This is a genomic window from Noviherbaspirillum denitrificans (assembly GCF_002211445.1).
GTDB lineage: Bacteria > Pseudomonadota > Gammaproteobacteria > Burkholderiales > Burkholderiaceae_D > Noviherbaspirillum > Noviherbaspirillum denitrificans.
Genome location: NZ_LSTO01000001.1, coordinates 1,759,904 through 1,782,748 on the forward strand (window position 1 = coordinate 1,759,904; position 22,845 = coordinate 1,782,748).

At 59.2% G+C, this 22,845-nt stretch carries 18 protein-coding genes and 1 pseudogene; 9 read left to right on the forward strand and 10 right to left on the reverse strand.

Annotated elements, in window-relative coordinates:
• The 7 genes and pseudogenes from AYR66_RS08775 to AYR66_RS08805 form a co-directional block, all read left to right on the forward strand.
• Positions 1-1,220, forward strand: a 1,220-nt coding sequence (locus tag AYR66_RS08775; protein ID WP_088709697.1) for a complex I 51 kDa subunit family protein, incomplete at its 5' end; no start/stop codon positions are given.
• Positions 1,217-4,078, forward strand: coding sequence for a formate dehydrogenase subunit alpha (gene fdhF / locus AYR66_RS08780; protein ID WP_088707185.1), 2,862 nt, complete (start codon positions 1,217-1,219; stop codon positions 4,076-4,078). The genes AYR66_RS08775 and fdhF, both read left to right, overlap by 4 nt.
• Complete coding sequence (gene fdhD / locus AYR66_RS08785; protein WP_088707186.1) at positions 4,078-4,929, forward strand: formate dehydrogenase accessory sulfurtransferase FdhD; 852 nt, start codon at positions 4,078-4,080, stop codon at positions 4,927-4,929. The genes fdhF and fdhD overlap by 1 nt, the downstream gene beginning before the upstream one ends.
• On the forward strand, positions 4,911-5,150 hold the full coding sequence (locus AYR66_RS08790) for a formate dehydrogenase subunit delta (RefSeq protein WP_088707187.1): 240 nt from the start codon (positions 4,911-4,913) through the stop codon (positions 5,148-5,150). Before fdhD ends, AYR66_RS08790 begins: the two co-directional genes overlap by 19 nt.
• 63 nt (positions 5,151-5,213) lie before the next feature.
• Positions 5,214-5,930, forward strand: a complete 717-nt coding sequence (locus AYR66_RS08795; RefSeq protein WP_088707188.1) for a TetR/AcrR family transcriptional regulator — start codon at positions 5,214-5,216, stop codon at positions 5,928-5,930.
• A gap of 222 nt (positions 5,931-6,152) precedes the next feature.
• Positions 6,153-6,559 (forward strand): annotated as a pseudogene (locus AYR66_RS29930) (transposase); the annotation flags it as partial.
• Positions 6,560-7,234: 675 nt separating this feature from the next.
• Positions 7,235-10,012, forward strand: coding sequence for a calcium-translocating P-type ATPase, PMCA-type (locus tag AYR66_RS08805; RefSeq protein ID WP_088707189.1), 2,778 nt, complete (start codon positions 7,235-7,237; stop codon positions 10,010-10,012).
• A gap of 8 nt (positions 10,013-10,020) precedes the next feature.
• Here AYR66_RS08805 and AYR66_RS08810 read toward each other — a convergent pair whose 3' ends face one another.
• Positions 10,021-10,392, reverse strand: coding sequence for a response regulator transcription factor (locus AYR66_RS08810; protein ID WP_088707190.1), 372 nt, complete (start codon positions 10,390-10,392; stop codon positions 10,021-10,023).
• Between the two features lie 232 nt (positions 10,393-10,624).
• Here AYR66_RS08810 and AYR66_RS08815 point away from each other — a divergent pair, with 232 nt between their 5' ends.
• Entirely contained in the window at positions 10,625-11,068 is a 444-nt protein-coding gene (locus AYR66_RS08815) for a bacteriohemerythrin (RefSeq protein ID WP_088707191.1), read from the forward strand.
• Between the two features lie 59 nt (positions 11,069-11,127).
• Here AYR66_RS08815 and AYR66_RS08820 read toward each other — a convergent pair whose 3' ends face one another.
• Positions 11,128-11,613 carry a hypothetical protein gene (locus AYR66_RS08820; RefSeq protein WP_088707192.1) on the reverse strand — a complete coding sequence of 162 codons (486 nt, stop codon included), beginning with the start codon at positions 11,611-11,613 and terminating at the stop codon, positions 11,128-11,130.
• A 431-nt stretch (positions 11,614-12,044) separates the two neighbouring features.
• On the opposite strand from AYR66_RS08820, the gene AYR66_RS08830 reads away from it, so the two are divergent.
• Positions 12,045-12,254: a response regulator gene (locus AYR66_RS08830; protein WP_141104045.1), complete on the forward strand. Its 210-nt coding sequence runs from the start codon at positions 12,045-12,047 to the stop codon at positions 12,252-12,254.
• Between the two features lie 143 nt (positions 12,255-12,397).
• On the opposite strand, the gene mprF is transcribed toward AYR66_RS08830, so the two are convergent.
• From mprF to AYR66_RS30375, 8 genes are all read right to left on the reverse strand, one after another.
• Positions 12,398-14,977 carry a bifunctional lysylphosphatidylglycerol flippase/synthetase MprF gene (mprF, locus tag AYR66_RS08835; protein ID WP_088707195.1) on the reverse strand — a complete coding sequence of 860 codons (2,580 nt, stop codon included), beginning with the start codon at positions 14,975-14,977 and terminating at the stop codon, positions 12,398-12,400.
• A 278-nt stretch (positions 14,978-15,255) separates the two neighbouring features.
• On the reverse strand, positions 15,256-16,632 hold the full coding sequence (locus AYR66_RS08840) for a sensor histidine kinase (RefSeq protein WP_088707196.1): 1,377 nt from the start codon (positions 16,630-16,632) through the stop codon (positions 15,256-15,258).
• Positions 16,613-17,287, reverse strand: coding sequence for a response regulator (locus AYR66_RS08845; RefSeq protein WP_088707197.1), 675 nt, complete (start codon positions 17,285-17,287; stop codon positions 16,613-16,615). Before AYR66_RS08845 ends, AYR66_RS08840 begins: the two co-directional genes overlap by 20 nt.
• A gap of 2 nt (positions 17,288-17,289) precedes the next feature.
• Positions 17,290-18,510 (reverse strand): beta-ketoacyl-[acyl-carrier-protein] synthase family protein, encoded by a 1,221-nt coding sequence (locus AYR66_RS08850; RefSeq protein WP_088707198.1) that lies wholly within the window; start codon positions 18,508-18,510, stop codon positions 17,290-17,292.
• On the reverse strand, positions 18,507-18,746 hold the full coding sequence (locus tag AYR66_RS08855) for an acyl carrier protein (protein WP_088707199.1): 240 nt from the start codon (positions 18,744-18,746) through the stop codon (positions 18,507-18,509). Before AYR66_RS08855 ends, AYR66_RS08850 begins: the two co-directional genes overlap by 4 nt.
• Positions 18,747-18,768: 22 nt before the next feature.
• Positions 18,769-19,596 (reverse strand): alpha/beta hydrolase, encoded by an 828-nt coding sequence (locus tag AYR66_RS08860; RefSeq protein ID WP_170942096.1) that lies wholly within the window; start codon positions 19,594-19,596, stop codon positions 18,769-18,771.
• A 228-nt stretch (positions 19,597-19,824) separates the two neighbouring features.
• Positions 19,825-21,117 (reverse strand): NRAMP family divalent metal transporter, encoded by a 1,293-nt coding sequence (locus tag AYR66_RS08865; protein ID WP_088707201.1) that lies wholly within the window; start codon positions 21,115-21,117, stop codon positions 19,825-19,827.
• Between the two features lie 404 nt (positions 21,118-21,521).
• Complete coding sequence (locus AYR66_RS30375; RefSeq protein ID WP_272938365.1) at positions 21,522-22,838, reverse strand: putative bifunctional diguanylate cyclase/phosphodiesterase; 1,317 nt, start codon at positions 22,836-22,838, stop codon at positions 21,522-21,524.
• Positions 22,839-22,845: the final 7 nt, after the last annotated feature.

Below are 22,845 nucleotides of genomic sequence, written 5' to 3' on the forward strand. Positions count from 1 at the left end.
CGCTGGGCGATTACCTTCGGCACGACGGCTATCGGGGCTTGCGCGCGGCGCTTGCCATGTCCCCGGCCGCCGTCGTTCAAACGGTGACCCACTCAGGCTTGCGCGGCCGCGGGGGTGCCGCGTTTCCAACCGGCGCCAAATGGAAAACCGTACTCGATACCGACGCGGACCGGAAATACGTGGTGTGCAACGCCGATGAGGGCGACTCCGGCACCTTTGCGGACCGCCTTGTGATGGAGGGCGATCCCTTTGCACTGATCGAAGGAATGACGATCGCTGCCTTCGCGGTATCCGCAACGAAGGGCTACATCTACGTCCGCAGCGAATATCCGCATGCCATTGCCATCCTGGAAGCGGCAATCCAGACGGCGAGAAATGCCGGTTATCTGGGTGTGGATGTCCTGGGTTCAGGCAAGCAGTTTGACTTGGAGGTACGCAAGGGCGCAGGCGCCTATATCTGCGGCGAGGAAACCGCACTTCTGGAGAGCCTGGAAGGAAATCGCGGGATCGTCCGGGCGCGCCCCCCGCTTCCCGCGGTTCGCGGTTTGTTCAATCAGCCGACCATTGTCAACAACGTCCTTTCATTCACGAGCGTCCCGGTCATCTTGCACCGGGGAGCAGAGTTCTATCGTGATTTCGGCATGGGCCGGTCACGCGGCACCATCGCCATCCAGCTTGCCGGCAACATCAAACATGGCGGTCTCATCGAGAAAGCCTTCGGTGTGACGCTGCGCGAGGTGTTGTACGAATATGGGGGTGGAACGGCATCGGGCCGCCCCATCAAGGCCGTGCAGGTCGGCGGTCCGCTCGGCGCCTATCTTCCGGAGCGGCACTGGGATACACCGCTCGACTACGAAGCATTTTCCGCTATCGGGGCAGTACTGGGCCACGGGGGGATAGTCGTCCATGACGACAGCGCGAACCTTGGACGCTTGGCGCGCTACGCGATGGAATTCTGCGCCGTCGAATCCTGCGGTAAGTGCACGCCCTGCCGCATCGGCTCAACCCGCGGAGTGGAGGTGATCGACAAGATCATCGGCAGCAACGGCGGTATGCAGCAGATTGAACTCCTGCGCGATCTCTGCGACACAATGGTGCACGGCTCGCTGTGCGCGATGGGGAGCATGACGCCTTTGCCGGTTCTGTCTGCACTGGACCATTTTCCCAATGACTTTCGCCGCAATGATGCGGCGTGCGACATAGAGAAGCGAACGTTATGAAAGAGACGGTTTTGACGCGAGACTATGGCACCCCGGCGCGGTCGTCGGCGATCCAGGTCAGCCTGGAGGTCGACGGCATCAAGGTCACGGTTCCAGCCGGCACATCCGTCATGCGCGCGGCAGCGGAAAGCGGTATCAATATTCCGAAACTGTGCGCAACGGACAGCATAGAGGCATTCGGTTCGTGCCGACTGTGCCTCGTTGAAATTGAAGGCAGGCGCGGTTACCCTGCATCCTGCACCACCATCGTGGAAGATGGCATGAAGGTGCGCACGCAGTCCGGGAAGCTGCAATCCTTGCGCAAGGGGGTCATGGAACTCTATATCTCCGACCACCCGCTTGACTGCCTCACCTGCCCAGCCAACGGCGACTGCGAACTCCAGGACATGGCGGGCGTCGTTGGCTTGCGGGACGTGCGGTACGGCATGGACGGCGCCAACCATCTCGCCGACAAAAAGGACGAGTCGAATCCTTACTTCACATACGATCCCGCCAAGTGCATCGTCTGCAACCGGTGCGTCCGCGTCTGCGAGGAAACCCAAGGGACGTTCGCACTGACGGTTTCGGGACGCGGTTTTGCGTCACGCATTACTGCGGGACAGAACGACGCCTTCATGGAATCCGAGTGCGTGTCCTGCGGAGCGTGCGTCCAGGCCTGCCCGACCGCAACCCTCCAGGAAAAGTCCGTGATCTGGCTCGGCCAGGGCGAACACAGCGTCGTGACCACCTGTGCCTACTGCGGGGTCGGCTGCGCGTTGAAAGCCGAAATGAAGGGCGATCAGGTCGTGAGAATGGTGCCATACAAGGATGGCAAGGCCAATGAGGGCCATGCCTGCGTCAAGGGGCGCTTTGCCTGGGGTTATGCGACACATTGCGATCGCATCACCACGCCCATGATACGCAACGCGATCACCGAGGCGTGGCGCGAAGTGTCTTGGGACGATGCGCTCGCTTTTGCCGCTTCCGAATTCAAGCGAATCCAGGCGAAATACGGCTGCGACTCAATTGGCGGGATCGTTTCTTCGCGCTGTACCAACGAAGAGGGTTATCTCGTACAGAAACTGGTGCGGGCAGCATTCGGCAACAACAATGTGGATACCTGCGCTCGGGTATGCCATTCCCCGACCGGTTACGGGCTCAAGCACACCCTGGGCGAATCCGCGGGTACGCAGACGTTCAAATCGGTGGAACGTGCCGATGTCATCATGGTCATCGGCGCCAATCCCACCGACGGCCACCCGGTCTTTGCGTCGCGTCTGAAGAAGCGGCTGCGTCAGGGCGCAAAGCTGATTGTCATCGATCCTCGCCGCATCGACCTCGTGAAGTCGCCGCACGTGCGCGCCGCCTGCCATCTGCAGCTGCGCCCCGGAACGAACGTGGCCGTTCTCAACGCCCTCGCACATGTGATTGTTGTCGAAGGCCTGCTGGACGAAGCGTTTATCGCTGCCCGTTGCGAGGACATGGCTTTTAACACCTGGCGCCAGTTTGTATCGCAGCCGGAAAACGCACCGGAGGCGACCGAAGCCATTTCCGGGGTGCCGGCCCGGCTGCTGCGCGAAGCTGCCCGCACGTACGCCGCTGGCGGCAACGCGGCAATCTATTACGGGCTCGGCGTCACGGAACACGCGCAAGGTACAACCGCCGTGATGGCCATTGCGAACCTTGCGATGGCGACCGGGAACGTCGGGCGCGAAGGCGTGGGTGTCAATCCCCTGCGCGGCCAAAACAACGTGCAGGGATCCTGCGACATCGGCGCCTTCCCGCACGAGCTGGCGGGATACCGGCATGTCGGCGATGCCGCCACACGTGCCCTGTTCGAGGAGGCTTGGGGCGTGGAATTGCAAAGCGAACCCGGGCTTCGCATACCGAACATGTTCGATGCTGCATTGGACGGCAGTTTCCGCGGCTTGTACTGCCAGGGCGAGGACATCGTGCAATCCGACCCAAACACGCAGCACGTCGCCGCCGCACTCTCGGCCATGGAATGCGTCGTGGTTCAGGACATCTTTTTCAACGAGACGGCAAAATACGCACACGTCCTGCTGCCGGGCTCGTCCTTCCTTGAGAAGGACGGTACCTTTACGAACGCCGAACGGCGCATCTCAAGGGTAAGGAAGGTCATGCCGCCGCTCGCGGGTTATGCTGATTGGGAAGTGACCATGCAACTCGCCCGGCGGCTAGGTTGCGACATGCAATACAGCCACCCTTCCGAAATCATGGAGGAGATCGCCCGGCTGACGCCCTCGTTCCGTGGCGTGAGCTACGAAAAACTGGACAGGCTCGGCAGCATCCAATGGCCGTGCAATGAAGAGGCCGCCGAAGGAACGTCGATCATGCACATCGACCAGTTCGTGCGCGGCAAGGGGCGCTTTGCCGTCACCCGGTTCATACCGACGACAGAAAAGGTCACGCGAAAGTATCCGCTGATCCTCACCACCGGGCGCATCCTGTCCCAGTACAACGTCGGTGCGCAGACCCGGCGCACCGAAAATGTTCGCTGGCATCTGGAAGACCGGCTCGAAATCCATCCTCATGATGCAGAGGACCGGGGAATTCGGGACGGCGATTGGGTCGGCATCGAGAGCCGTGCCGGCAGTACGGTACTGAGGGCAAGCCTGTCGGACCGACTGCAGCCCGGCGTCGTCTACACCACCTTCCATTTTCCCGGATCCGGGGCCAATGTGATCACAACGGACAACTCGGACTGGGCAACCAATTGCCCGGAATACAAGGTGACGGCGGTACAAGTCCTGCCTGTTGCCCACGCGTCGGACTGGCAACAGGAATATGCCCGCTTCAGCGATACGCAAACGCGGCTGATGGAGGCGAGGTCCCCGCGTGTGGAAAAGGTGCGCTGATGCTGGATGCCTTTGAGAGCGACGGCCTGCCGCCACCGGTCGCACGGAGGGCGGTGTACCAGGTTCACCGCAGCGACGCGCAGGACGCGCTAGACAGTCTTGCCGAGGAAGTCCCCGTCGCGCTTGAATATAACGGCGTTGCGCATGCGGTCTTGCTGGCCACGCCCGCCGAACTTGAGCTGTTTGCGCTCGGGTTCTCGCTGAGTGAGGGGATTGTGGCGTCGGCGGCCGATGTCTATGACATGGAAATAGAGAATTCGCTGAACGGCATCACCATCCGCCTTACCGTCAGCGGCGCCGCATTTGACGTAATCAAGGCCAGGCGGCGGCAACTGGCCGGGCGGACCGGCTGCGGATTATGCGGTGTGGAGCAGTTGAACCAGGTCGTACGGCCATTGCCGAGCGTCGGGCCCATCCCTTCCCTGTCCCCCGGGGCAGTCAGGCGTGCGGTCGGCCAGATCGCCGGTTATCAACCGATCGCCAGCCTCACCGGAGCGACCCATGCGGCAGCCTGGTGTTCGGCGGACGGGCAGCCGGAAATTGTCTTTGAAGACGTCGGACGCCACAACGCGCTCGACAAACTGATCGGCGCACTCGCGCGACGCGGTTTCAACACTCAACACGGATTCGTGCTGATTACCAGCCGGGCAAGCGTAGAAATGGTGCAAAAGGCAGCGACGGCCGGAATCGCTGCCCTGGTTGCAGTGTCGGCGCCAACGGCACTTGCGGTACGGACGGCAGATGCGTGCGGAATGATGCTGATCGGCTTCGCGCGTGTCGAGCGCCTCGTCGTTTATTCGAAGGCCGGTCTAACTAAACGGGAATTGTCGGGATGGACATCCGCAACTTGATCAAAATGGCAAACCAGATCAGTGATTTTTTCGAGTCGCACCGGGATCTGGACGAAGCGGCGCGAGAGATCTTGCTCCATTTTAAGAAGTTCTGGGCGCCGCAAATGCGCGCCCAACTTCTTGAACATGCCTTGCTCACCGATGGAAGCGGGCTGAATAAAGGCGTTCTTGCGGCACTGTACGCCCTGAGGGACGAACGAAAATCGGAAAAGCGCTCCTGAGCAAACAATGATGCTGCGCCAGGATGTGAAATGGCGAAGCGGCGGCTCTAACGAAAGGGCAATATGCGAAAAGCTCAACTTACCCGGGAAAATATCCTGCGGCAGGCTTACGAAATCGCTAGCCGCGAAGGCCTGGAAGCACTTAGCTTCGGCGTCCTGGCCGATCGACTGAACATGAGCAAAAGCGGCGTATACGCCCATTTCGGCTCGATCGAATTGCTACGCGCAAGTGTGCTTCGTTTCTATCGAGAGCGCTTCGAGCGGGAGATACTGGAACCCGCGCGGCTCGTGCCCGATGGCTTGCACCGGCTGCACGCCATTTTCTTTCATTGCATCCAGCACATCTCCACCCACGCGAAGGGCGGCATGTTCTATAGCTGCTGCGCTGCGGAGTACGACGACCGCGGCGGACCGGTCAGGGATGAATTGGTAAGCTGCATCAGCCAATTCCGCGCAGCCCTCCTGGAAACGCTGCAAAGTGCCGTCCAGCTTGGCCAGTTGAAAGCGGACTCGGATCCTTGCCAGCTGGTGTTCGAAATCTATGCACTACTCTTGTTGCTCCAGCACGACAAGCGTCTGCTCACACTCCCCGATGCATTTCTGCGGGTGCACCTTTCATTTTCGAGGATTATTCAGAACCAGGCTTGCGATGCAAATTTCAAGGCAAATGCCGACGCCTTCCCAAGATTTGCGTTCTGGCAAAACCAGGCCAAATCCACCTACCGTTCGCGCACCAAATGGGAAGCGTGTTGTGCACCACTACTCACTTCGAGCAGTTAAGCTTTGCGCTCTGCGGCCTCCCCAGGTCGGGTGCATTCGCCACCAACGATCTCACGGCCGATCAGGCGCGGAATGAACAAACGTCATGCAGCAGACAACCCCGCCTCTCGCCCGTATTCATACGCTCATTGGTTATGACATGGTACACCTATAATGTCGAATCTGAGTTTTACGCCTTCAGGGCCTCGGAATGCCCCTCGATCCTCTTAGCCCCTTAAGCAGCGCGGCCATCCGGTGGCAGAAGTGGCCGGCCGACTTGGGGTAACGACGCACAGCCTGTACCAGTGGATCAAGAAGTACAGCGTATCGGCCCCTGAACGAGCCGCAGTCCAGGACCAGCAATCCGAGCTGCGCCGTCTGAAGGCTGAGCTGAAGCGGGTGACTGAAGAGCGAGACATCCTAACAAAGGCCGTCGCGTACTTTGCCAAGACGTCCGGGTAAAGTACGCGTTTATCCGGGAGCATGAAGCACAGTATTCGGTGCGTCGGCTGTGCAAAGTCATCATGGTCCATCCCAGCGGTTATTACGCCTGGCGGTTGAACCCGGAATCGGCACGTAGTATCGAGGACCGGCGCCTGCTTGGACACATCAAACAATCTTGGCTGGAAAGCGGCGCCGTCTACGGGTACGGACTCAGTCAATTGCCGGAGGCGCTCGGCAGTCACGATCTTTGGGTTGAAACTGGCGAGCGCCGAACAAGAACGCACTCTGCGCGCGGTGATCCTTTTCGGGATGGGCTTGGGCGGCTTCCTGAGATATCTTGTCGCCGCCAAGTGACGTGTCGTATCCGGTGTTGTTGCCACGACGGTAGTTGATCCACGCCAACCTCTAGTCCAGCGCCAGCTCTCTCGATACAAGCTCCTCGCTCGCATCAGGATTTCGATGATGCCGCTGTTCGACCAAATTTGCAGGCAGCTGCGCTTCCAGTGAAGCGGTCATCCCGCATGTCCGCCGTCGCCAACGATCGTGGGGTGGTCCAGGTCTTCCTGTCAGACGAATTAGGCGCTGGTAACTCGATGTCTGTACATTTCCTTTTTCCCTCAATCAAGCCTTGAGCCGGATGCGTTTCATAAGTGCTCGGTGTCACTGGTTCATCCTGCAGCAGATCGATGGTCAACCGTTCAGGCCAGCCAGCAATTCTTTGACAGATTGTCTGTGCCAAGACTTCTGGTTTTACTCGATCAGTGTGGGCATTTTCCGATCGAAGAGCCCGGGTTGACCCAGTTGAAAGACGCAGTTTTCGGCTTCCTGCAGGATGTTTGTAATGACGCTGTTGACCGCGAACCGGTGGAAGGCCAAAAGACATGAACAACAACACGATTGCACGAAAGGAACTGTCGGACATGACGAACGTTTCACAGCCCACTCATATAAGCGCGTCTCCGGTAGTTGACCACTCTGCCCGGGATCCGGCAGCAGCGCTACAACAACTCCAGGTTCAGCGTGAGACGGGACTTGATGCCGAGCAAGTTCGACAACGCAGCATGAATCATGGCTTCAACCGGCTTCCGGAGGCCGCTCCGCGTTCTTCATTGGCCGTCTTCCTTGCACAGTTCCGGGGCATCCTGATACTGATCCTGATTGGGGCCGCAGGACTTGCTGCAGCAATCGGTAACGTCAAAGACGCGGTGGTGATCCTGTGTGTCGTTTTCATCAATGCCCTGGTGGGCTACTACCAGGAGCATCGTGCAGAACAAAGTCTCGCGGCGCTCCGCAGGATGTTGCCACTGAGGACACGCGTACGCCGCGCTGGTGAGAAGCATGAGATCTCTGTCGAGGATGTGGTGCCGGGCGACATTGTGCTGCTCGAAGCTGGCGACCGCGTGCCTGCTGACGGACGCTTCATATTCGTTGCGGGGGTGGAGGTGGACGAATCAGCACTCACCGGCGAGTCCCACCCGGTCGTCAAGAATGTTAACGCACTGCCTCCCGGCGTTCCGCTTGCCGAGCGCATCAACATGGCCTACATGAACACGATGCTCACACGCGGGCGTGCCGAAGTCGTCGTGACGGCGACTGGTGTTGATACTGAGATGGGGCGGTTATCGCAGGAGCTCGCCGAAGCCGCAGAGGCGCCCACGCCACTTCAGGTTCAGCTCGACCAGCTCGGGAAGAGGCTTGGCGGCATCGCACTCGCACTGGTCGGTCTCCTCTCGTTCCTGGAATTCCTGCGCGGTACCGATCTCGCACACATTGCGCTCGACGCGATCGCACTCGCGGTGGCCGCCATGCCGGAGGGATTGCCTGTAGTAGTGACCGTCACGCTTGCTCTGGGCATGCATAACATGGCGAGACATCGCACTATTGTCAAACGGCTGGCAAGTGTGGAGACGCTGGGTTGTACAACAGTGATCTTCTCGGACAAGACGGGCACCCTGACCCTAAACCAGATGACTGCGCGCGCCTTTTTGTATCGGGAGCAGGAGTACATTGTTTCCGGGGAGGGATATCAACTTGCTGGAGACATTCGGGCCGTGTCAGGCAGTGCCGCATTGCCTGATCTGCGCGCCCTGCTCATTCCGCTGGTTGCCTGCAACGACAGCCACGTCGCAAACGGGCAAACGATCGGCGACCCGATGGAAGCCGCCTTGCTGGTACTTGCACAAAAAGGCGGTATTGATCCTGCTGCGGTCGCTTCCAACATGTCGAGGATTGCGGAAGTTCCATTCGACTCTGCCCACAAGTTCATGGCAACGTTCCATGAAGACGCCGGCGTCCTTGACATATTCGTCAAGGGCGCGCCCGATGTGCTGCTTGCGCGCTCGGGCCGCATACTGACGGCGGGTGGCGAGAGGCCGATGGAGCCGGAAGATCGAGCTCGTATCGAGGCGCATTACCGGGCGTTCGCCGAACGTGGCTTAAGAGGCTTAATGATTGCGTCGCGGCGCCTGCCACGCGATGCAATCGACGCGGAAGTCGATGTAGCCGATCTGGTGCACGATCTCACATTCGTCGGAATCGTCGGCTTGATGGATCCGCCTCGCCCCGAGGCAAAGGATGCCATTGCGGAGTGCAAGAAGGCAGGGATCACGGTCAAGATCATTACAGGCGACCACCCGCTCACTGCCGCTGCGATCGCCGGCGAGCTTGGAATCCATGGGAGGGCGATTACCGGGAGCGAACTTGATGGCATGGACTCGGACGCGCTTGCCGCCGTTATCGATGAGGTCACCGTGTTCGCTCGTGTGACGCCTGCGCACAAGGTAAAGCTCGTGCGATCCCTGCAGCGCAAGGAACATGTTGTGGCGATGACCGGCGACGGCGTCAACGACGCTCCGGCCCTTAAGACGGCCGATATCGGTGTCGCGATGGGGACTGCTGGCACAGCGGTGGCAAAGGAAGCGGCCGCCATGGTGCTCACGGATGACAACTTCGCCACGCTTGTCCACGCCGTGCGCCAAGGCCGCACTCTCTACGACAATATCCTGAAGTTCGTTCGATTCCAGTTGTCGACCACAATCGGCGCCATTCTGACCGTTTTCTTTGCCCCACTCGCCGGCCTGCCGGAACCGTTCACGGCGGTCCAGATCCTGTGGGTCGCACTCATCATGGATGGCCCACCGGCGGTGTCGCTCGCGCTGGACTCCGCACGGCCAGGAATCATGCAGGATCCACCGAGACATCGCAACGAGCCAGTGCTACCGTTTGCGCGGCTCGGCAAAATAATCGCGTACGGTACAACCATGATGGTTGGCACCCTTGGGGTGATGCACTATGGCCTGCAAGCCGGCATGGAGCAACGGGCACTGACGCTTGCATTCACGACATTCGTTCTGTTTCAGTTCTTCAATGTCTTTAACGCCCGAGTGGAGCGAGGAACGGCCTTCAACAAGCACTTTTTCGAAAATCGAATGCTATGGGCATCGCTCGTCGGCGTGCTTCTGCTTCAAGCACTTGCCGTGAATTGGTCACCGGCACAGAGCGTGTTCGGCACTCATCCTCTAACACTGCAGGAGTGGGGAATTGCTGCGGCAGTAGCCTCGGCAATCCTGTGGCTTGAAGAGGGGCGCAAGTTCGTGCTGAAGCTGGCAGGAAAGGTTTGCCAGGCCGACCCCGTCATTGGAACCGGAAGCGCGAAGTGATTGTTGAGTTAATCGAGCAACGCCGGCTCGTTCAACATCTGCAGGTGGGTAGCCAGGGTCATGAACTTCACTGGCTTCACGAGGTGAGCGTGTGCCCCAAGGCGAACCGCATCGGTTCCTGCGTCAATAGAACTACGCCCGGTCAAGGCAAAAATTCGAGTTGATGGAGACCGCTCAAGCAATTTTGGAATAAGCGTTGCGGCACAAACGTCAGGCAAGCCAAGATCCAACAAAAGTACGTCGGGGACTTCGGCCAAGATTGCCGCCCATATTTCCCGCTCGGCGGACGCTACCCGGATCGCATGCCCGACTTCTTGCAGGTACTCGGCAAGGAGGTCGGCGTACAAAAAATTACTTTCGGCGATGACGACGCGGGCCATGGCAGGGACGGAAAGAAAAGGCCCGAGTGAAGGCGGATCAACGCCCGAGCCTGAAGTACCACAGGGATGTGGCAGACATTCATTGTACGTTTGGCCCCATAAAATTTCCACGAGGCAATGTACCCATTATGGGTTTTGTTGCCTTAGGTCAAGTTTGCTGCGTTGTTGCTCAACGTATCCTGTCGCACACGGGCAATAAAAAGAGAGTCCCATAGCAGAGGAGACATTAAGTGTGAAGAAGGATGTTTTTTTGTCCAGGGAAGACGAAGATATTTCCCGATGCTTCGACTGGAAGGAGGATATGCGGTGTGGTGACCCTGACATTGACGCAGACCACCAGCACATTTTTGAACTGGCGCAGCATCTTCGTTCTGTAAGTATCCGGGGAAGGGAAAGGATCGTTGTAGGCAAAGCCTTGATCGATCTGATGGACTACGCGCATTCGCACTTCCAGCGTGAAGAGGCGCTCATGCAGTCCTCGGCATATCCCATGCTAGAGGAGCACCGTATGGAGCACGCCGCACTGCTTGAACTTATCCACGAGTTGCATCGTGACTTCATGGATGGAAAGGCGATAGGCCGGGCAGACGTGTGGCGTTTGTTGAGCCGGTGGGTGCAGCATCATGTTCTCAGCACCGATAGAGCGCTTGTCTTGTTCGTACGCCAGTCACGATAAACTTAATTCATGAGGCCGCGTCGCGGTCACCTGCTACCTCCCGCCTGCGCTGGGCGGCATCAAGGAAGGACTCTAAAGAAAATCTTGTTCCACGCCGACTGCGCCGGTTTATCGTGAACGACGACAATGGCGACATCACCACCGGCACCCATAAGGGACTCCGACTGGGGCGCGGCGGTTACCCGGCCATCTGACGATACGGACAGTTTCGCCGGCGAGAGAGACTGATACTCCGTTGCTGCGTGCGATGTGACGTCAACGTACCGACCGCCACGCTCAAGAAGCTCCACGGTTAGCTGCACGCTAGAGTTGCGTGGCAGCGTCACCACATTGCGCCGAAACTCTGCCATTGCGGCTTCATTATCCGCAAACCTTCTGTTTTGAAGTTCCGCCTCTCCTAGCACGATCCTGTTCTGCACTCGAACCCGCAAGATTTCACTCGCCTGTTCACCGGCCATTGCCGCTTGTAATGAGCAGACCGCGACTGCCACTAGTGCGCGCGCATGCTTCGCCAGGCTGAACGCGGTTTTATTGATGTGTAGCATAGAAAGTTGGATTTAGGCGCTTGAGGACGAGCGGAAAAGCCTAGGATGCATGTTGCCGACGGGCACAGTACCGCGGCCCAGGTTTCGGATTCTTCGACATGCGATAGGTATTCATCGTGCGCGGGTTCAGCACACGGCTGATGTCATGCTCTGCTAAACACCACGGACAACGCACCGACGACTCCGATGGACATGCCCACCGCCAAAGAAGACATACCCAAAATAAACGAGTCGTTGAAGAGTGATATCCCTCCAAAGGGAATGACAATCAAGCCTACCAAGGCAAGGATCTTTTGACTGCGTGGCGTCATTCTTTTGGACAGGCTTTTGTGGAACAGCGCGATTATAAGGGAGAAGGCCCTCTTGTAACTGTACCTAGCCACGTATTATATATTTGAAAACATCGAATTACATGAAACTAGGCTGAGGTGGTGCTTAGCAATATCGTCATGCCAGGTGAAATGAACGGAATCGAGCTTGCGCGGTTTATTCAGGAACGCTATCCGCAGGTGTCAGTGGCGCTCATGACGGGGTACTCGAATCGTCCACCTGAGGCCGAGGACATGGATATACCCATACTTTCGAAGCCGTTCGGACTCAATGCGTTGGAGCAGTTGCATGGGCATGTCAAAGGTTTATAACGGTATCTTGTGTCGCTGGAGCTAGTTGCAGCCAATATTGTGATACGGCTTTCGACTTTATTCCTTGATAGATTCATCAATCAGTATATTGAGTGCGAAAATCTGAAGCGTGATGCGATGCTCATCGTGCCCGGAAAAAACCGCTACTTCAGGAAGACGCCTTTGATATCCCCCGCGATCAACGCCGCTACATCGAGCAGTGCGATCGGCAGTGCCAGGCCCCCCGGCGCTGCAAGGTATTTGGGCCGCCAGATCGGGTTGAACTTGTCCTTGTACGCGCGCAGTCCCTTGAAGTTATAGAAGACTTCACCCTGCCGGAATATGAGCGTTCCCATCCGATGCCAAGCTGGTGCGAGCGGATGCTGCTCCAGGCCGGAGAGCGGAGCCATGCCAAGGTTGAAATGCTGGTATCCCTCTCTCGCGCCAAACTGCATAAGCTCGACAAAGAGGTAATCCATGACACCGCCGGGCGCATCCGGGAGGTAGCGCATCAGATCAATGGAAATTTCATGCCAGTTGGCGGATGTCCAGACGTTCGCAAATGCCAGGAGCCGCCCCTCTTGCCATACCAGCGCGCAGGGGAAGCGCGACAGGTAATCGGGATGAAATGCGCCAAGCGAAAACCGCTTCTCGTGCGTATGCTTCTCCGTCAGCCAGGTATCCGATATCGTGCGCAGCACCGGCATGAGTGCGGAAACGGCCCCTGGCGGAATCAATTCGAAGCGCAGTCCACAGCGCTCGGCGCGGTGGTGCGACTGCCGCAGCCCCTTGAGACGCGAGCCTTTCAGCGTGAACCCCTTCAAAGGAACGATGGCCTCTTCGCCAAGCTTGACGGCACTTAAGCCAAGGTCGAGGTAAAGCGGAAGGTTTTCCGGATTTACCTGGTAAAAGACAGTACGCGCACCATGGCGATCGGCCAACTCGCGAAAGCGCCATGCCAGCGGTTCGCGTGCCGCGGGCGGCCCCACCGGATCGCCCATCGCGATCCAGTGTTGTCCACGCACCTGGTACATCAGGAATGCCTGGTCGACGTCGTCGAACAGCAGTCGCTTGTCACCGACGAGCGCGAGCGCTGCATCGGCATTCGGCGCATTGGCGACGATGGGCGCGGCGCGCTCCAGGTCCATGGCGCTCGCCTGTCCAGGTGGGGGCGGAGCGGGTCGCATCAGCCGAAGCAGGCCCACGCCGAATGCGGCCAATGTCAGAAGCAGCGAAGCACGCAGAAAGCGTGGGGCATCGCCACGGAAGGTGAAGTGCCACCACAAATCGTGCGAGTACTCGACATGCCGGTATGCAAAAAGTCCAAGCCAGATAGTCGCCGCCAGCACCAGAAAGAGCGGTACGAACCAGCCCGGCGTAAAGATACTGGCCACGACGGAAGCCTTGCGATAAAAGGCGTGGCGCCCTCCCCGGAGGATACCGAGGACGACGACGGAAAAAATCGCTTCTTCGTAATCAAGGCCTTTCAGCAGCGAAGCGAGCGCGCCCGCGAGCAGCAACCAGAACGTAAGGTGATAGGCAGCGTCGACGCGTCGGTAAAGTCCCTGGGCAAGTATCACCAGCGCCAGGCCGATCAGGCTGCCCAGCATGTGGGACACCTCCAGCACGGGCAAGGGAACAAGACCGTGCATGAAATGCATGCGCTCCCAGACGGCCGGTGCGCTGCCGGAGAAAAGCAGCACGACGCCGGCGAGGAATACCGCTCCTCCCATGACCACCGGCGCCATCCAAGCAACGATTCGGCGTACGACTTCCAGCCTCCGGGAAACCCGTTTGCGCGCGGCCGTGGCCGACACCCCTACAGCAAGCAGCGCCACAAGCATCAGGGGCAGCAGGTAGTAGATCAAACGATAGAGCAGGATCGATGCGAGCAGCGCATGGCGCGGCATGTCGGGTAAGGCGAGCAGGATAACGGTTTCGAACACGCCAAGGCCGCCGGGGACATGGCTGATGACACCCGCGAGCACGGCTGCCACGTAGATGCCGATGAACGTGGAAAACGTCAGAGGCGACGTTTTCGGAAGCAAGGCGTAAAGGGCAAGGCAGGCACATGCGAGATCCAGGCAGGCCAACGCAACCTGACCTGCCGCGATCCCGGCACTTGGCAGCTGGAATTGCCAGTTCCGTATCCGGATGGGCGACCGACGCAGCGACCCGCTTCCAATATAGGCGGCCACCAGTAACAGCAACAGTGCCCCCAGCGCACGAGCGGCGCCGACATGCATTTGCAGCACTGTGCCGACCAGTTCCGGCTCGAACAACAGTGACCATCCTCCGACAGCCGTCGTGTCAATTGCAAAGGTGAGCGTAACAAGCCATGCGACCATGCCCACTTCGGCAGCACTGAGGCCCCATGCAGTATACAAGCGCAGCCTGACTGCACCGGCCGACAACACTGCCATGCCGATGTTGTAGCCGACAGCGGTCGCGGTCACGGACGCGAGCGCTACGCGCCGGTAAGGAAGTGGCCGGGACACGCACGCAAGGGCCAGGACGTCGAAACCGGTCAGCACGAGATAGCTACCGGCGGCGCCCAAACATGCGAGAAACAAATCGAGCGGGGGAACCTGCCCCAGCGCGCTGCGGATCTCTGGCAGGGACGTACTGGCCAGTTCGTGGTAGAGAACCCATAGTCCAAGCGAGAACAGAACAAGGCTGCCGGCGACGCTTAGAAAGCGTTGATTGCCTTGAAGCGCGTCGCGCAAACTCGTGGAGCTACCCATGGTTCTGATGAGAAACCAGAAATGTGCACTTTGGTGTTACTGGCACTCATTGAAAGGAGCTTGCCTTACCCGATCATAGTGGTCGACAAAATCAGTGATGTGATTGAGGTAGCGAGAGGACGCTCCATCTCCACCTTTGTTTGATTCTGCGCAAATGGAATGCCGCCGTGTACGCTTTGTTGGACATTTCCTTTCTGCAAGGCGGCAGGATGACTCTATGGATTCTCAAGCAAGCCGGATCGCCCAGAATTGTCTGACCCAGTTGTTGATCGCGGGCACTAGACCGGCTTGAAGCAGACACGAATGCAGGTACCGACGGAGGACGCAGAGCGCAAGGTGATGGTCGCTTCATGCCGTTCCGCAACTTCCTTGACGATTGCCAGGCCGAGTCCGGTCCCTGCAGAGGTGCTCCCGGATGGACGATAAAAGCGATCAAATACGCGCTCGTGCTCTTGCGCCGGGATGCCTGGCCCGGTGTCTTCTACCTCGATGAAAGCTTGCCCCTGGCTATCCATGCCGCTTCGCGCGGTCACAGTGCCGCCCGCGGGCGTATAACGTATGGCATTGCTGATCAGGTTGGACAGCAATTCATTGAGCATCCATTCGGATCCTTCGATCATTGCCAATTCCGGTTCGAAGCCGAGGTCGATATTCGCAGCCAGCGCCGTATCGAACCAGGACGAGGCGCTGGCGTGCAGCAGTGTGGAAAGATCCATGCGGCGCTTTTCGTATCCTACGTTCGCTTCAGGTCCCGACCGGGCCAGCGCCAGGATCTGGTGCGTTAAATGGGCCAGGCGGCTGGTCGCGTCGCTCAGCTTCCCCATCCGGTCGCGGTATTCGCCTGGCAGCTCTTCGGCGGCAAGCTCAAGTTGCGTCTGCAGTCCGGCCAGCGGCGTCTTCAATTGGTGCGCCGCATTCGCGAGAAAGCGCTGTTGCGCGGCGGCGGCCGACTGCAGTTCCTTGATCAGCTTATTCATCGCGCGCACCATCGGTTCGGCTTCGGCCGGCACCTCGGCAAGTGGCAGCGGGGTCGGATCGGTTGCGCTGCGCATCGAGATGTCCTTCCCGAGCCGGTCAAGCGGCTCGAGCCCGCGTTTGACGCCAAAGTAAACGAGGCCGAGCGCGGCAGTAACGAGCAATACGTTTGGCAGAATCATCGCTGTGAGGATGCGGGATTGCGCGTGCTCGCGCTTGCGAGTGGTTTCGGCGAACACCACGGTGGCCTCGCCGGCGGCCGTCACCTTCCGGTAGGTCGCCTTTCGGATTCGATGCCCGTGCAGCGTGCTATCGGTAATGCATGGATTACCGGAGGCGCACCCCATATCCGGCGCAAGGTCGGCATCACCTGCGAGCAAGTGGCCATCAGGGGCATACACGGCGAGAAACTCGAGATCGGTCATGTCGGACCGGATCGCCGCCTCCACCGACGGCGGCAGATCCAGGGCCGGCCTGCCGTCGCGCAGATAGATGCGCGTGGCGAGTTCGGTCGCCGTGTCCGTCAGTGCGTAGTCGTAGGCGTCCCTTGAAGGCGCCACCGCAAGCTCGTAATCAAAGGGGATGCTGAGCACGAGCAAAGCAGCCAGGGGCAGCAGCAGGAAGGTGAGCAGCCGGCGGCGGAGTGTGCGTTGCGCGGTTTCAGGCTGGTCCGGTTTCATCCAGGCGATATCCTATTCCCCTTATTGTGCGCACTTCAGCCCCGCTGCCCCGCAATTTGCTGCGCAGCCGGCAAACATAGATTTCAATGGCATTCAGCGTAAGCTCATTGTCCCACTCGCTCAGGCTTTCGACCATTTTCTGCTTCGACACCACGTTCGGACTCGCCAGCATCAGTTGCTGCAGGATGTCCCATTCGCGGCCGGTCAGTTCCATCGGCAGGCCGCGGAGCAAAGCCGCACGTCGTGCCAGGTCAAGGCACAGGGGCCCGACACTCAGTTCCGAGGATGCCGCGGACCGGCTGCGGCGGATCAGCGCACGTACCCGCGCCAGCAGTTCCGGCAGGTGGAATGGCTTGACCATGTAATCATCCGCCCCCAGGTCCAGGCCGACCACGCGATCGTCCAGCCCGTCGCGCGCTGTCAGGATCAGCACCGGGGCCTTTACGCCGCGCCCGCGAATGCGACGGATGAACTCGTGCCCGCTCATGCCCGGCAGGCCAATGTCGACAATCGCCAGGTCGTAATGCGTCAGCTCCATCGCAGTTTCGACCGGCTCCGCAGATGCGCTGTGATCGACCGCATGCCCGGCACGTTCCAGCGCCTCACGGACACCGGCTGCCACCATCACATCGTCTTCGATCAGCAGGATGCGCATTTTCAGTCCGTGTACCGCCTGACAGCGAGCGACACATTGCTGCCGCCGAAGGCGAAAGTATTCGACATTGCCGCTTCGATACTGCATTCGCGCGGCGCGCCATGCACCAGGTCGAGGCCCTCGACGTTAGGAATCTCCAGGTGTGCCGTCGGCGGAAGGCAGCCGCGTTCGAGCGCCAGTACGGCGACCGCCAGTTCGAGCGCGCCAGCAGCACCTAGTGTATGCCCGTGTATCGCCTTCGTCGATGATACAGCGGGCATGGTTCGCGATTCCGCAAAGACGCGCCGTATGGCTTCCGCTTCCGACACGTCGCCGACGCCGGTTGCCGTCGCATGCGCGTTGAGATAGCCGATATCTTCGGGTGCCAATCCGGCGTCGGCCAGTGCCTGCTTCATCGCCCTTGCCTGTCCATCCGGATCTGGTTTCGCGTAGTGGCTGGCGTCGCCTGCATTTCCGTAACCGCACAGTTCCGCATGAACAGGCGCGCCGCGCGCCGCCGCCACGCTTTCCCGTTCCAGGACGAAGGCGGCCGCACCCTCACCCAGCACCAGTCCGCTGCGACGCCGGTCGAACGGTCGGCAGCTTTGCTCGGGCACGTCGTCGTCACGCCGGGCCAGCACCCGCAGCGATTCCCACGCAAGCAACTGGCTGCGCACGACCGGCGCGTCGGAGCCACCGACAATGATGCGGTCCGCCCGCCCCCAGCGCAGCGCAAGCAAGGCTTCACCGATCGCCGCCGCCGCCGACGCACAGGCCTGCGATACAGCCAGCTGGGGGCCACGCAGCCCGAACTCCACCGCGATTTGCGCCAGCGCTGCATTCTGCATGCCAAGCAGCACGGTGAGGGGCCGTATGCGCTGATCCGCGTGTAGGCGCGCATAACTATCCTCCACGGTTGCCGCGCTGCCTGCGCCGGTTCCCCAATAGGCGCCGGAGCGTTCGCTCCGGTCCTGAGAAAGCGGCTCCAGCCTTGCGTCTTGCATTGCCTCACGTATAGCCAGCGAAGCGATCGCGACGTGCCGGTCCAGGTTCGTAGGCAGGGCGGGCATGCAACATAACGATCCGCTCTCCGGAATGGTCGCCGCGACCCAACGGCTCGACGCATCCGGCCAGGGGCGCACGCCCGACCGGCACGACAACGCGCCCTCGAACAGCCGGTTCGCGCCAAGACCTATTGCCGATACTGCTCCGATGCCGGTGATGAGTACGCGTTCTCCCTTCATTGCACTGCAGTCGTGAGCTGGCCGACAAGTTCGGTGAAGTCCCGGAGTGTACGCAGGTTCTCCGCCTGTGCGTTTTCGACATGGATATCGAACACTTCTTCGACCCTGAAAATGAATTCCAGCATCCCGATCGAGTCGATGCCGAGTTCGGTGATCGGTGTGTCGTCAGAAAGCTTGTCCGGATCACACTTGAATTCCTTGACGGCGATGTCGGCTAGTGTGGTTCGAATGTCCATGATGATTTCCTTCCGTATCAAGTCAGGCAAGACATCTGGCAGCCGGCTGTTCAGCCTGCGCCAGCTGGTTCAGAAATTCGACACTGACGCGCGCGACCGCGTCGCGGTCGTTGTCCAGTGTGAGCATGTGATAGCTGTTGCTGAAGATGAACTTCCGCACGCATGACGAGCCAAGCCGAGCGGCCAGCAGCGAAGGGGTGCGCAGGCTGGCGATCTCGTCCTCCGCCGCGTGCAGAATGAGCGCCGGTTGCCGGATCGTCGGCAATCCCTTGCGCACCCGGCGCATCAATCGATAGGCTTCGTGAATCGCGGCAAGTGGCAGGTCGCGCGCACCGGCCGCCGAGGTTCCTGTGATTTCCATCTGGCGCGCTATCCATTCGCGAACGCGCGCGTTCTTCACGCCGTACGGCTCCTTTTCACGCAAGGTGTAGCAATGCCTGAGCGGCGTCGGACCAACCAGCGGCAGCAGCCAGCGAAAGGATGGCAGCCCCCATCCGTCGTAGTACAGCGTCGTCGATACCAGCAGCAAAGCGCAAACCGAGCCCGGTTCCTGCTCGGCCATTCGCAGTGCCAAGTCGGCGCCGATGCAAATGCCCCCGGCAACGGCCGGGCCGTAGCGCTCCACCAGTTGCGCAAGCCGGTCCCTTGCCATCTCTTCCCAGGCCTCCGAGCGTACGAGTTGCGTCATGTCGTAAGAGAATTGCCCGTAACCGGGGAGAAATGGAACACTGACGGTATGGCCGGCGCTATGGAGGCGCTGCGCCAGGGTCGACAGTTCCATGGGGTTGCCGCGCAGGCCATGCAACAATAGAACCGGCGTGCGGTAGCCTTCGAAAAGCAAGTCTTTCATCGGATGGCAGGTAATGAAAAAGTGCTGCCATCGTAGTCGCCGCTTCCTTTCAGTCGCCTGACAATGAACAGTCGAAACTTGGCGCCGGCGCGCATTGTTAATCGGCGTCAAACGGAGTGAAATTCCCTCCGTTTCCAGGCACCCACTCATTGGATATGGGACCGCAAGATAGAATGGCGACAGCCGGCCTGGAGCCTGGTTTCGTCGGCAAGGACTGGACTGGTTTAGCTACAGCATGTAAACGAACATCAGGAGGACAGCGAAAGCCATGGCGAAAGTCGCCGCCCATCCAAGGTATTTCAGACGTCTCGTCACAATGAAAGGGCCCATGATATCGCGGCGCTGCGCCATCAACATCATGACCGCCATGATCGGGACCGAAATCACACCGTTGATCACTGCGGCCCAGTAAAGCGCTTTGATCGGGTCAACATCGGAGATTCCGATGGCTGCGCCGATCAGGGTCGATGCTGCGATGATCCCGTAAAACCGCTTGCCCATGGTCAGGTTCAGGTCCAGCCCCTTGCTCCAGCCGAGTGCACCGGCGACGGCATATGCTGCGGAGCCTGCCAACACCGGCACGGCGAGCATGCCGGTACCAACCAGACCGGCACTGAAAAGGATGAATGCGAACTCCCCGGCTATCGGGCGCAATGCCTCAGCCGCCTGGGCCGACGTCTGAATATCCGTTATGTCGGCATTGAATAATGTGGTGGCGGTGGTCAGCATGATGAAGAACGCAATCAGATTGGAAATCCCCATGCCGATGTAGGTGTCGATCTTGATGCGCTGGAGGTGCGCACGTGCTTGCTCAGGCGCCTTGCGCAGCGACTGTGCATTCGGATCGGCATTCACCTCCTCGACTTCCTGCGATGCCTGCCAGAAAAACAGGTACGGGCTGATGGTGGTGCCAAGGATGGCCACTGCCGTAGTGACGTACTCGCGGTTGAGTGAAATGTGAGGCACCACGACACTGCGCAGCACGTCCAACCACGGAATGTGCACCGAAAACACGACAAACACATACGCCAGCAGTGCCAGGGTCAGCCATTTGAGGACATGGACATAACGGTTGTACGGTATGAACACTTGCAACAGCACCGAGATGACCCCGAACAGGACGGAATATGCGCCGTGCGATCCTCCGGCGATCAGGCGCACGGCATCCGCCATGGCTGCGATATCGGCACCGATATTGATTGTGTTTGCAACGAGCAGCATGCCGACGATCGCGTACAACAACCACGGGGAGAAGGTGTCCCGAATGTTTCCGGCCAAGCCCTTGCCGGTGACGCGTCCAATCCTCGCGCTCACGATCTGAATGCCGACCATAAGCGGATAGGTGAACAATAGCGTCCACAACATGTTGTAGCCAAACTGGGCGCCGCCTTGCGAATATGTGGCGATGCCACTCGGATCGTCGTCCGCAGCGCCTGTAATCAATCCAGGACCGAGCTTTTTATACCAGGGAGGGGAAAGGATGCGGTTATTGCTGTTTCTTTGAGAGGCGACGTTCTTCATGGCTATTCTGCTTTCGAAAAGGCTATCTCGCACCTCTGTTCAAGAAGTGCGACCAACACAATGAAAAGCGCAGGGAATGCCGAAAGGCGAGATCTCTGCACTGCCCTCGCCGCGGCAGTGCAGGACAGGAGTCGGTGCTAGGCCGTAGAAAGGGGAATTAGGGACTTGCTACTGTGACTGCTACTGTCCATGGAAATTTCACTGAATAAATATCGACTTGCGTTATACCAAATTTTTGGTTCGGATTGAACAACATTTTACCAATGATACGACTTTTCCGATGTCGATTGGCGACGCCGCCATTTGCCTTTCACTTCGCCGAAATACGGGGAGCACATGGAAATGGACGTGACTGCACTGTGCATCCATCAAATGGCTCGACATCGGGTCGTTGGCATGCTCTGCTAAATTTGCCACTCCAAAGTTTTCGTCTCATCGTTGCACCAATCCAGGAACGCACCAAACTCGCCGGCCGAAAGTGGCTTGCTGAATAAGTATCCTTGCATGCCATGACATCCATGCTCGGTAAGAAACGCCTTTTGCTCCGGCGTTTCCACGCCTTCCGCTACCACCTGGAGCCGCAAGCTCTGTCCAAGCGCAATGACTGCTCGCGTGATGGCTGTGCCGCCTTCGTCGCTGCCAATGTCGCGCGTGAACGATTGATCGATCTTCAGTTTGTCGATCGGGAAGCGCTTCAAGTGTGCGAGGCTTGAATAGCCAGTGCCAAAGTCGTCAATGGAGAAGGTGACACCCAGGTCGCGCAACTCATGCATGACGAGTATGACGCGCTCGGTCCGATGCATGATCAGGCTTTCGGTCAATTCCAACTCGAGTTGGTTCGGCGGCAGTCCCGTTTCCGCGAGTACTTCTTTGACATCTGCGGCAAACGAGGATTGGCTGAATTGGCGCGCCGATACGTTGACGGCGACGCGCAGGCCTGAATGCCCTCGGTCGCTCCATAACTTGGTCTGCATGCACGCCTGGCGCAATACCCAAAGCCCGATGTCGACGATCTGACCGTTCTCTTCTGCGATTGGAATGAAGCGTGCGGGCGACACCAGCCCCATTCCGGGATGCTGCCAGCGTACCAATGCTTCCATCCCGACGACGCACCCGCTGGCCAGTTCAATCTGCGGCTGGTAGTGCAACAGGAACTCGTTGCGTTGCAAAGCCAGGCGCAAGCTACTTTCAATCAGCAGTCGCTCCATCGATGCCTGGTTCATTCCTTCGCGGTAAAACTGGTAGCTCCCGGTGCCGCATTCTCGTGCATGGTTGAGCGCGACGTCGGCGTTCTTCAGCAGCTGTTCGGGAGTATGCCCGTCTTCAGGGAACAGACTAATACCGATACAGGCTCGCATGCCCACTTCGTGCCCGTTTAAATCGAACGGCCGTGACAATTCGTCTAGCATGCGTTGTGCGAGTTCACCGGCAGCGCATGCCCCCGGGCAGTTGGCGAACACCACTGCAAACTCGTCGCTGACACGGCGCGAAAGGGTGTCGCCAGCGCGAATGACGCTTTGCCATCGCTGTGCGATAGCCATGATTAACTGGTCACCGACCTGTTGGCCCAATAGTTCATTAATGCGGGCCAGGTCGTGCAGATCGAGCACGAGGACCGCGACCTGGGTATCCTCGCGTTGCGCATTCAACAATGCCTGGCGCAGCCGGTCCTGCAGCAAGGCGCGATTGGGCAGGCCCGTCAATCCATCGAAAAACGACATGCGCTCG

Bases quoted from the DNA above. Each gene is read 5' to 3' on its own strand.
- fdhF (WP_088707185.1), top strand. From the start codon at position 1,217: ATGAAAGAGACGGTTTTGACGCGAGACTATGGCACCCCGGCGCGGTCG.
- fdhD (WP_088707186.1), top strand. From the start codon at position 4,078: ATGCTGGATGCCTTTGAGAGCGACGGCCTGCCGCCACCGGTCGCACGG.
- AYR66_RS08790 (WP_088707187.1), top strand. From the start codon at position 4,911: ATGGACATCCGCAACTTGATCAAAATGGCAAACCAGATCAGTGATTTT.
- AYR66_RS08795 (WP_088707188.1), top strand. From the start codon at position 5,214: ATGCGAAAAGCTCAACTTACCCGGGAAAATATCCTGCGGCAGGCTTAC.
- AYR66_RS08805 (WP_088707189.1), top strand. From the start codon at position 7,235: ATGAACAACAACACGATTGCACGAAAGGAACTGTCGGACATGACGAAC.
- AYR66_RS08810 (WP_088707190.1), bottom strand. From the start codon at position 10,392: ATGGCCCGCGTCGTCATCGCCGAAAGTAATTTTTTGTACGCCGACCTC.
- AYR66_RS08820 (WP_088707192.1), bottom strand. From the start codon at position 11,613: ATGCTACACATCAATAAAACCGCGTTCAGCCTGGCGAAGCATGCGCGC.
- mprF (WP_088707195.1), bottom strand. From the start codon at position 14,977: ATGGGTAGCTCCACGAGTTTGCGCGACGCGCTTCAAGGCAATCAACGC.
- AYR66_RS08840 (WP_088707196.1), bottom strand. From the start codon at position 16,632: ATGAAACCGGACCAGCCTGAAACCGCGCAACGCACACTCCGCCGCCGG.
- AYR66_RS08845 (WP_088707197.1), bottom strand. From the start codon at position 17,287: ATGCGCATCCTGCTGATCGAAGACGATGTGATGGTGGCAGCCGGTGTC.
- AYR66_RS08850 (WP_088707198.1), bottom strand. From the start codon at position 18,510: ATGAAGGGAGAACGCGTACTCATCACCGGCATCGGAGCAGTATCGGCA.
- AYR66_RS08855 (WP_088707199.1), bottom strand. From the start codon at position 18,746: ATGGACATTCGAACCACACTAGCCGACATCGCCGTCAAGGAATTCAAG.
- AYR66_RS08860 (WP_170942096.1), bottom strand. From the start codon at position 19,596: ATGAAAGACTTGCTTTTCGAAGGCTACCGCACGCCGGTTCTATTGTTG.
- AYR66_RS08865 (WP_088707201.1), bottom strand. From the start codon at position 21,117: ATGAAGAACGTCGCCTCTCAAAGAAACAGCAATAACCGCATCCTTTCC.
- AYR66_RS30375 (WP_272938365.1), bottom strand. From the start codon at position 22,838: ATGTCGTTTTTCGATGGATTGACGGGCCTGCCCAATCGCGCCTTGCTG.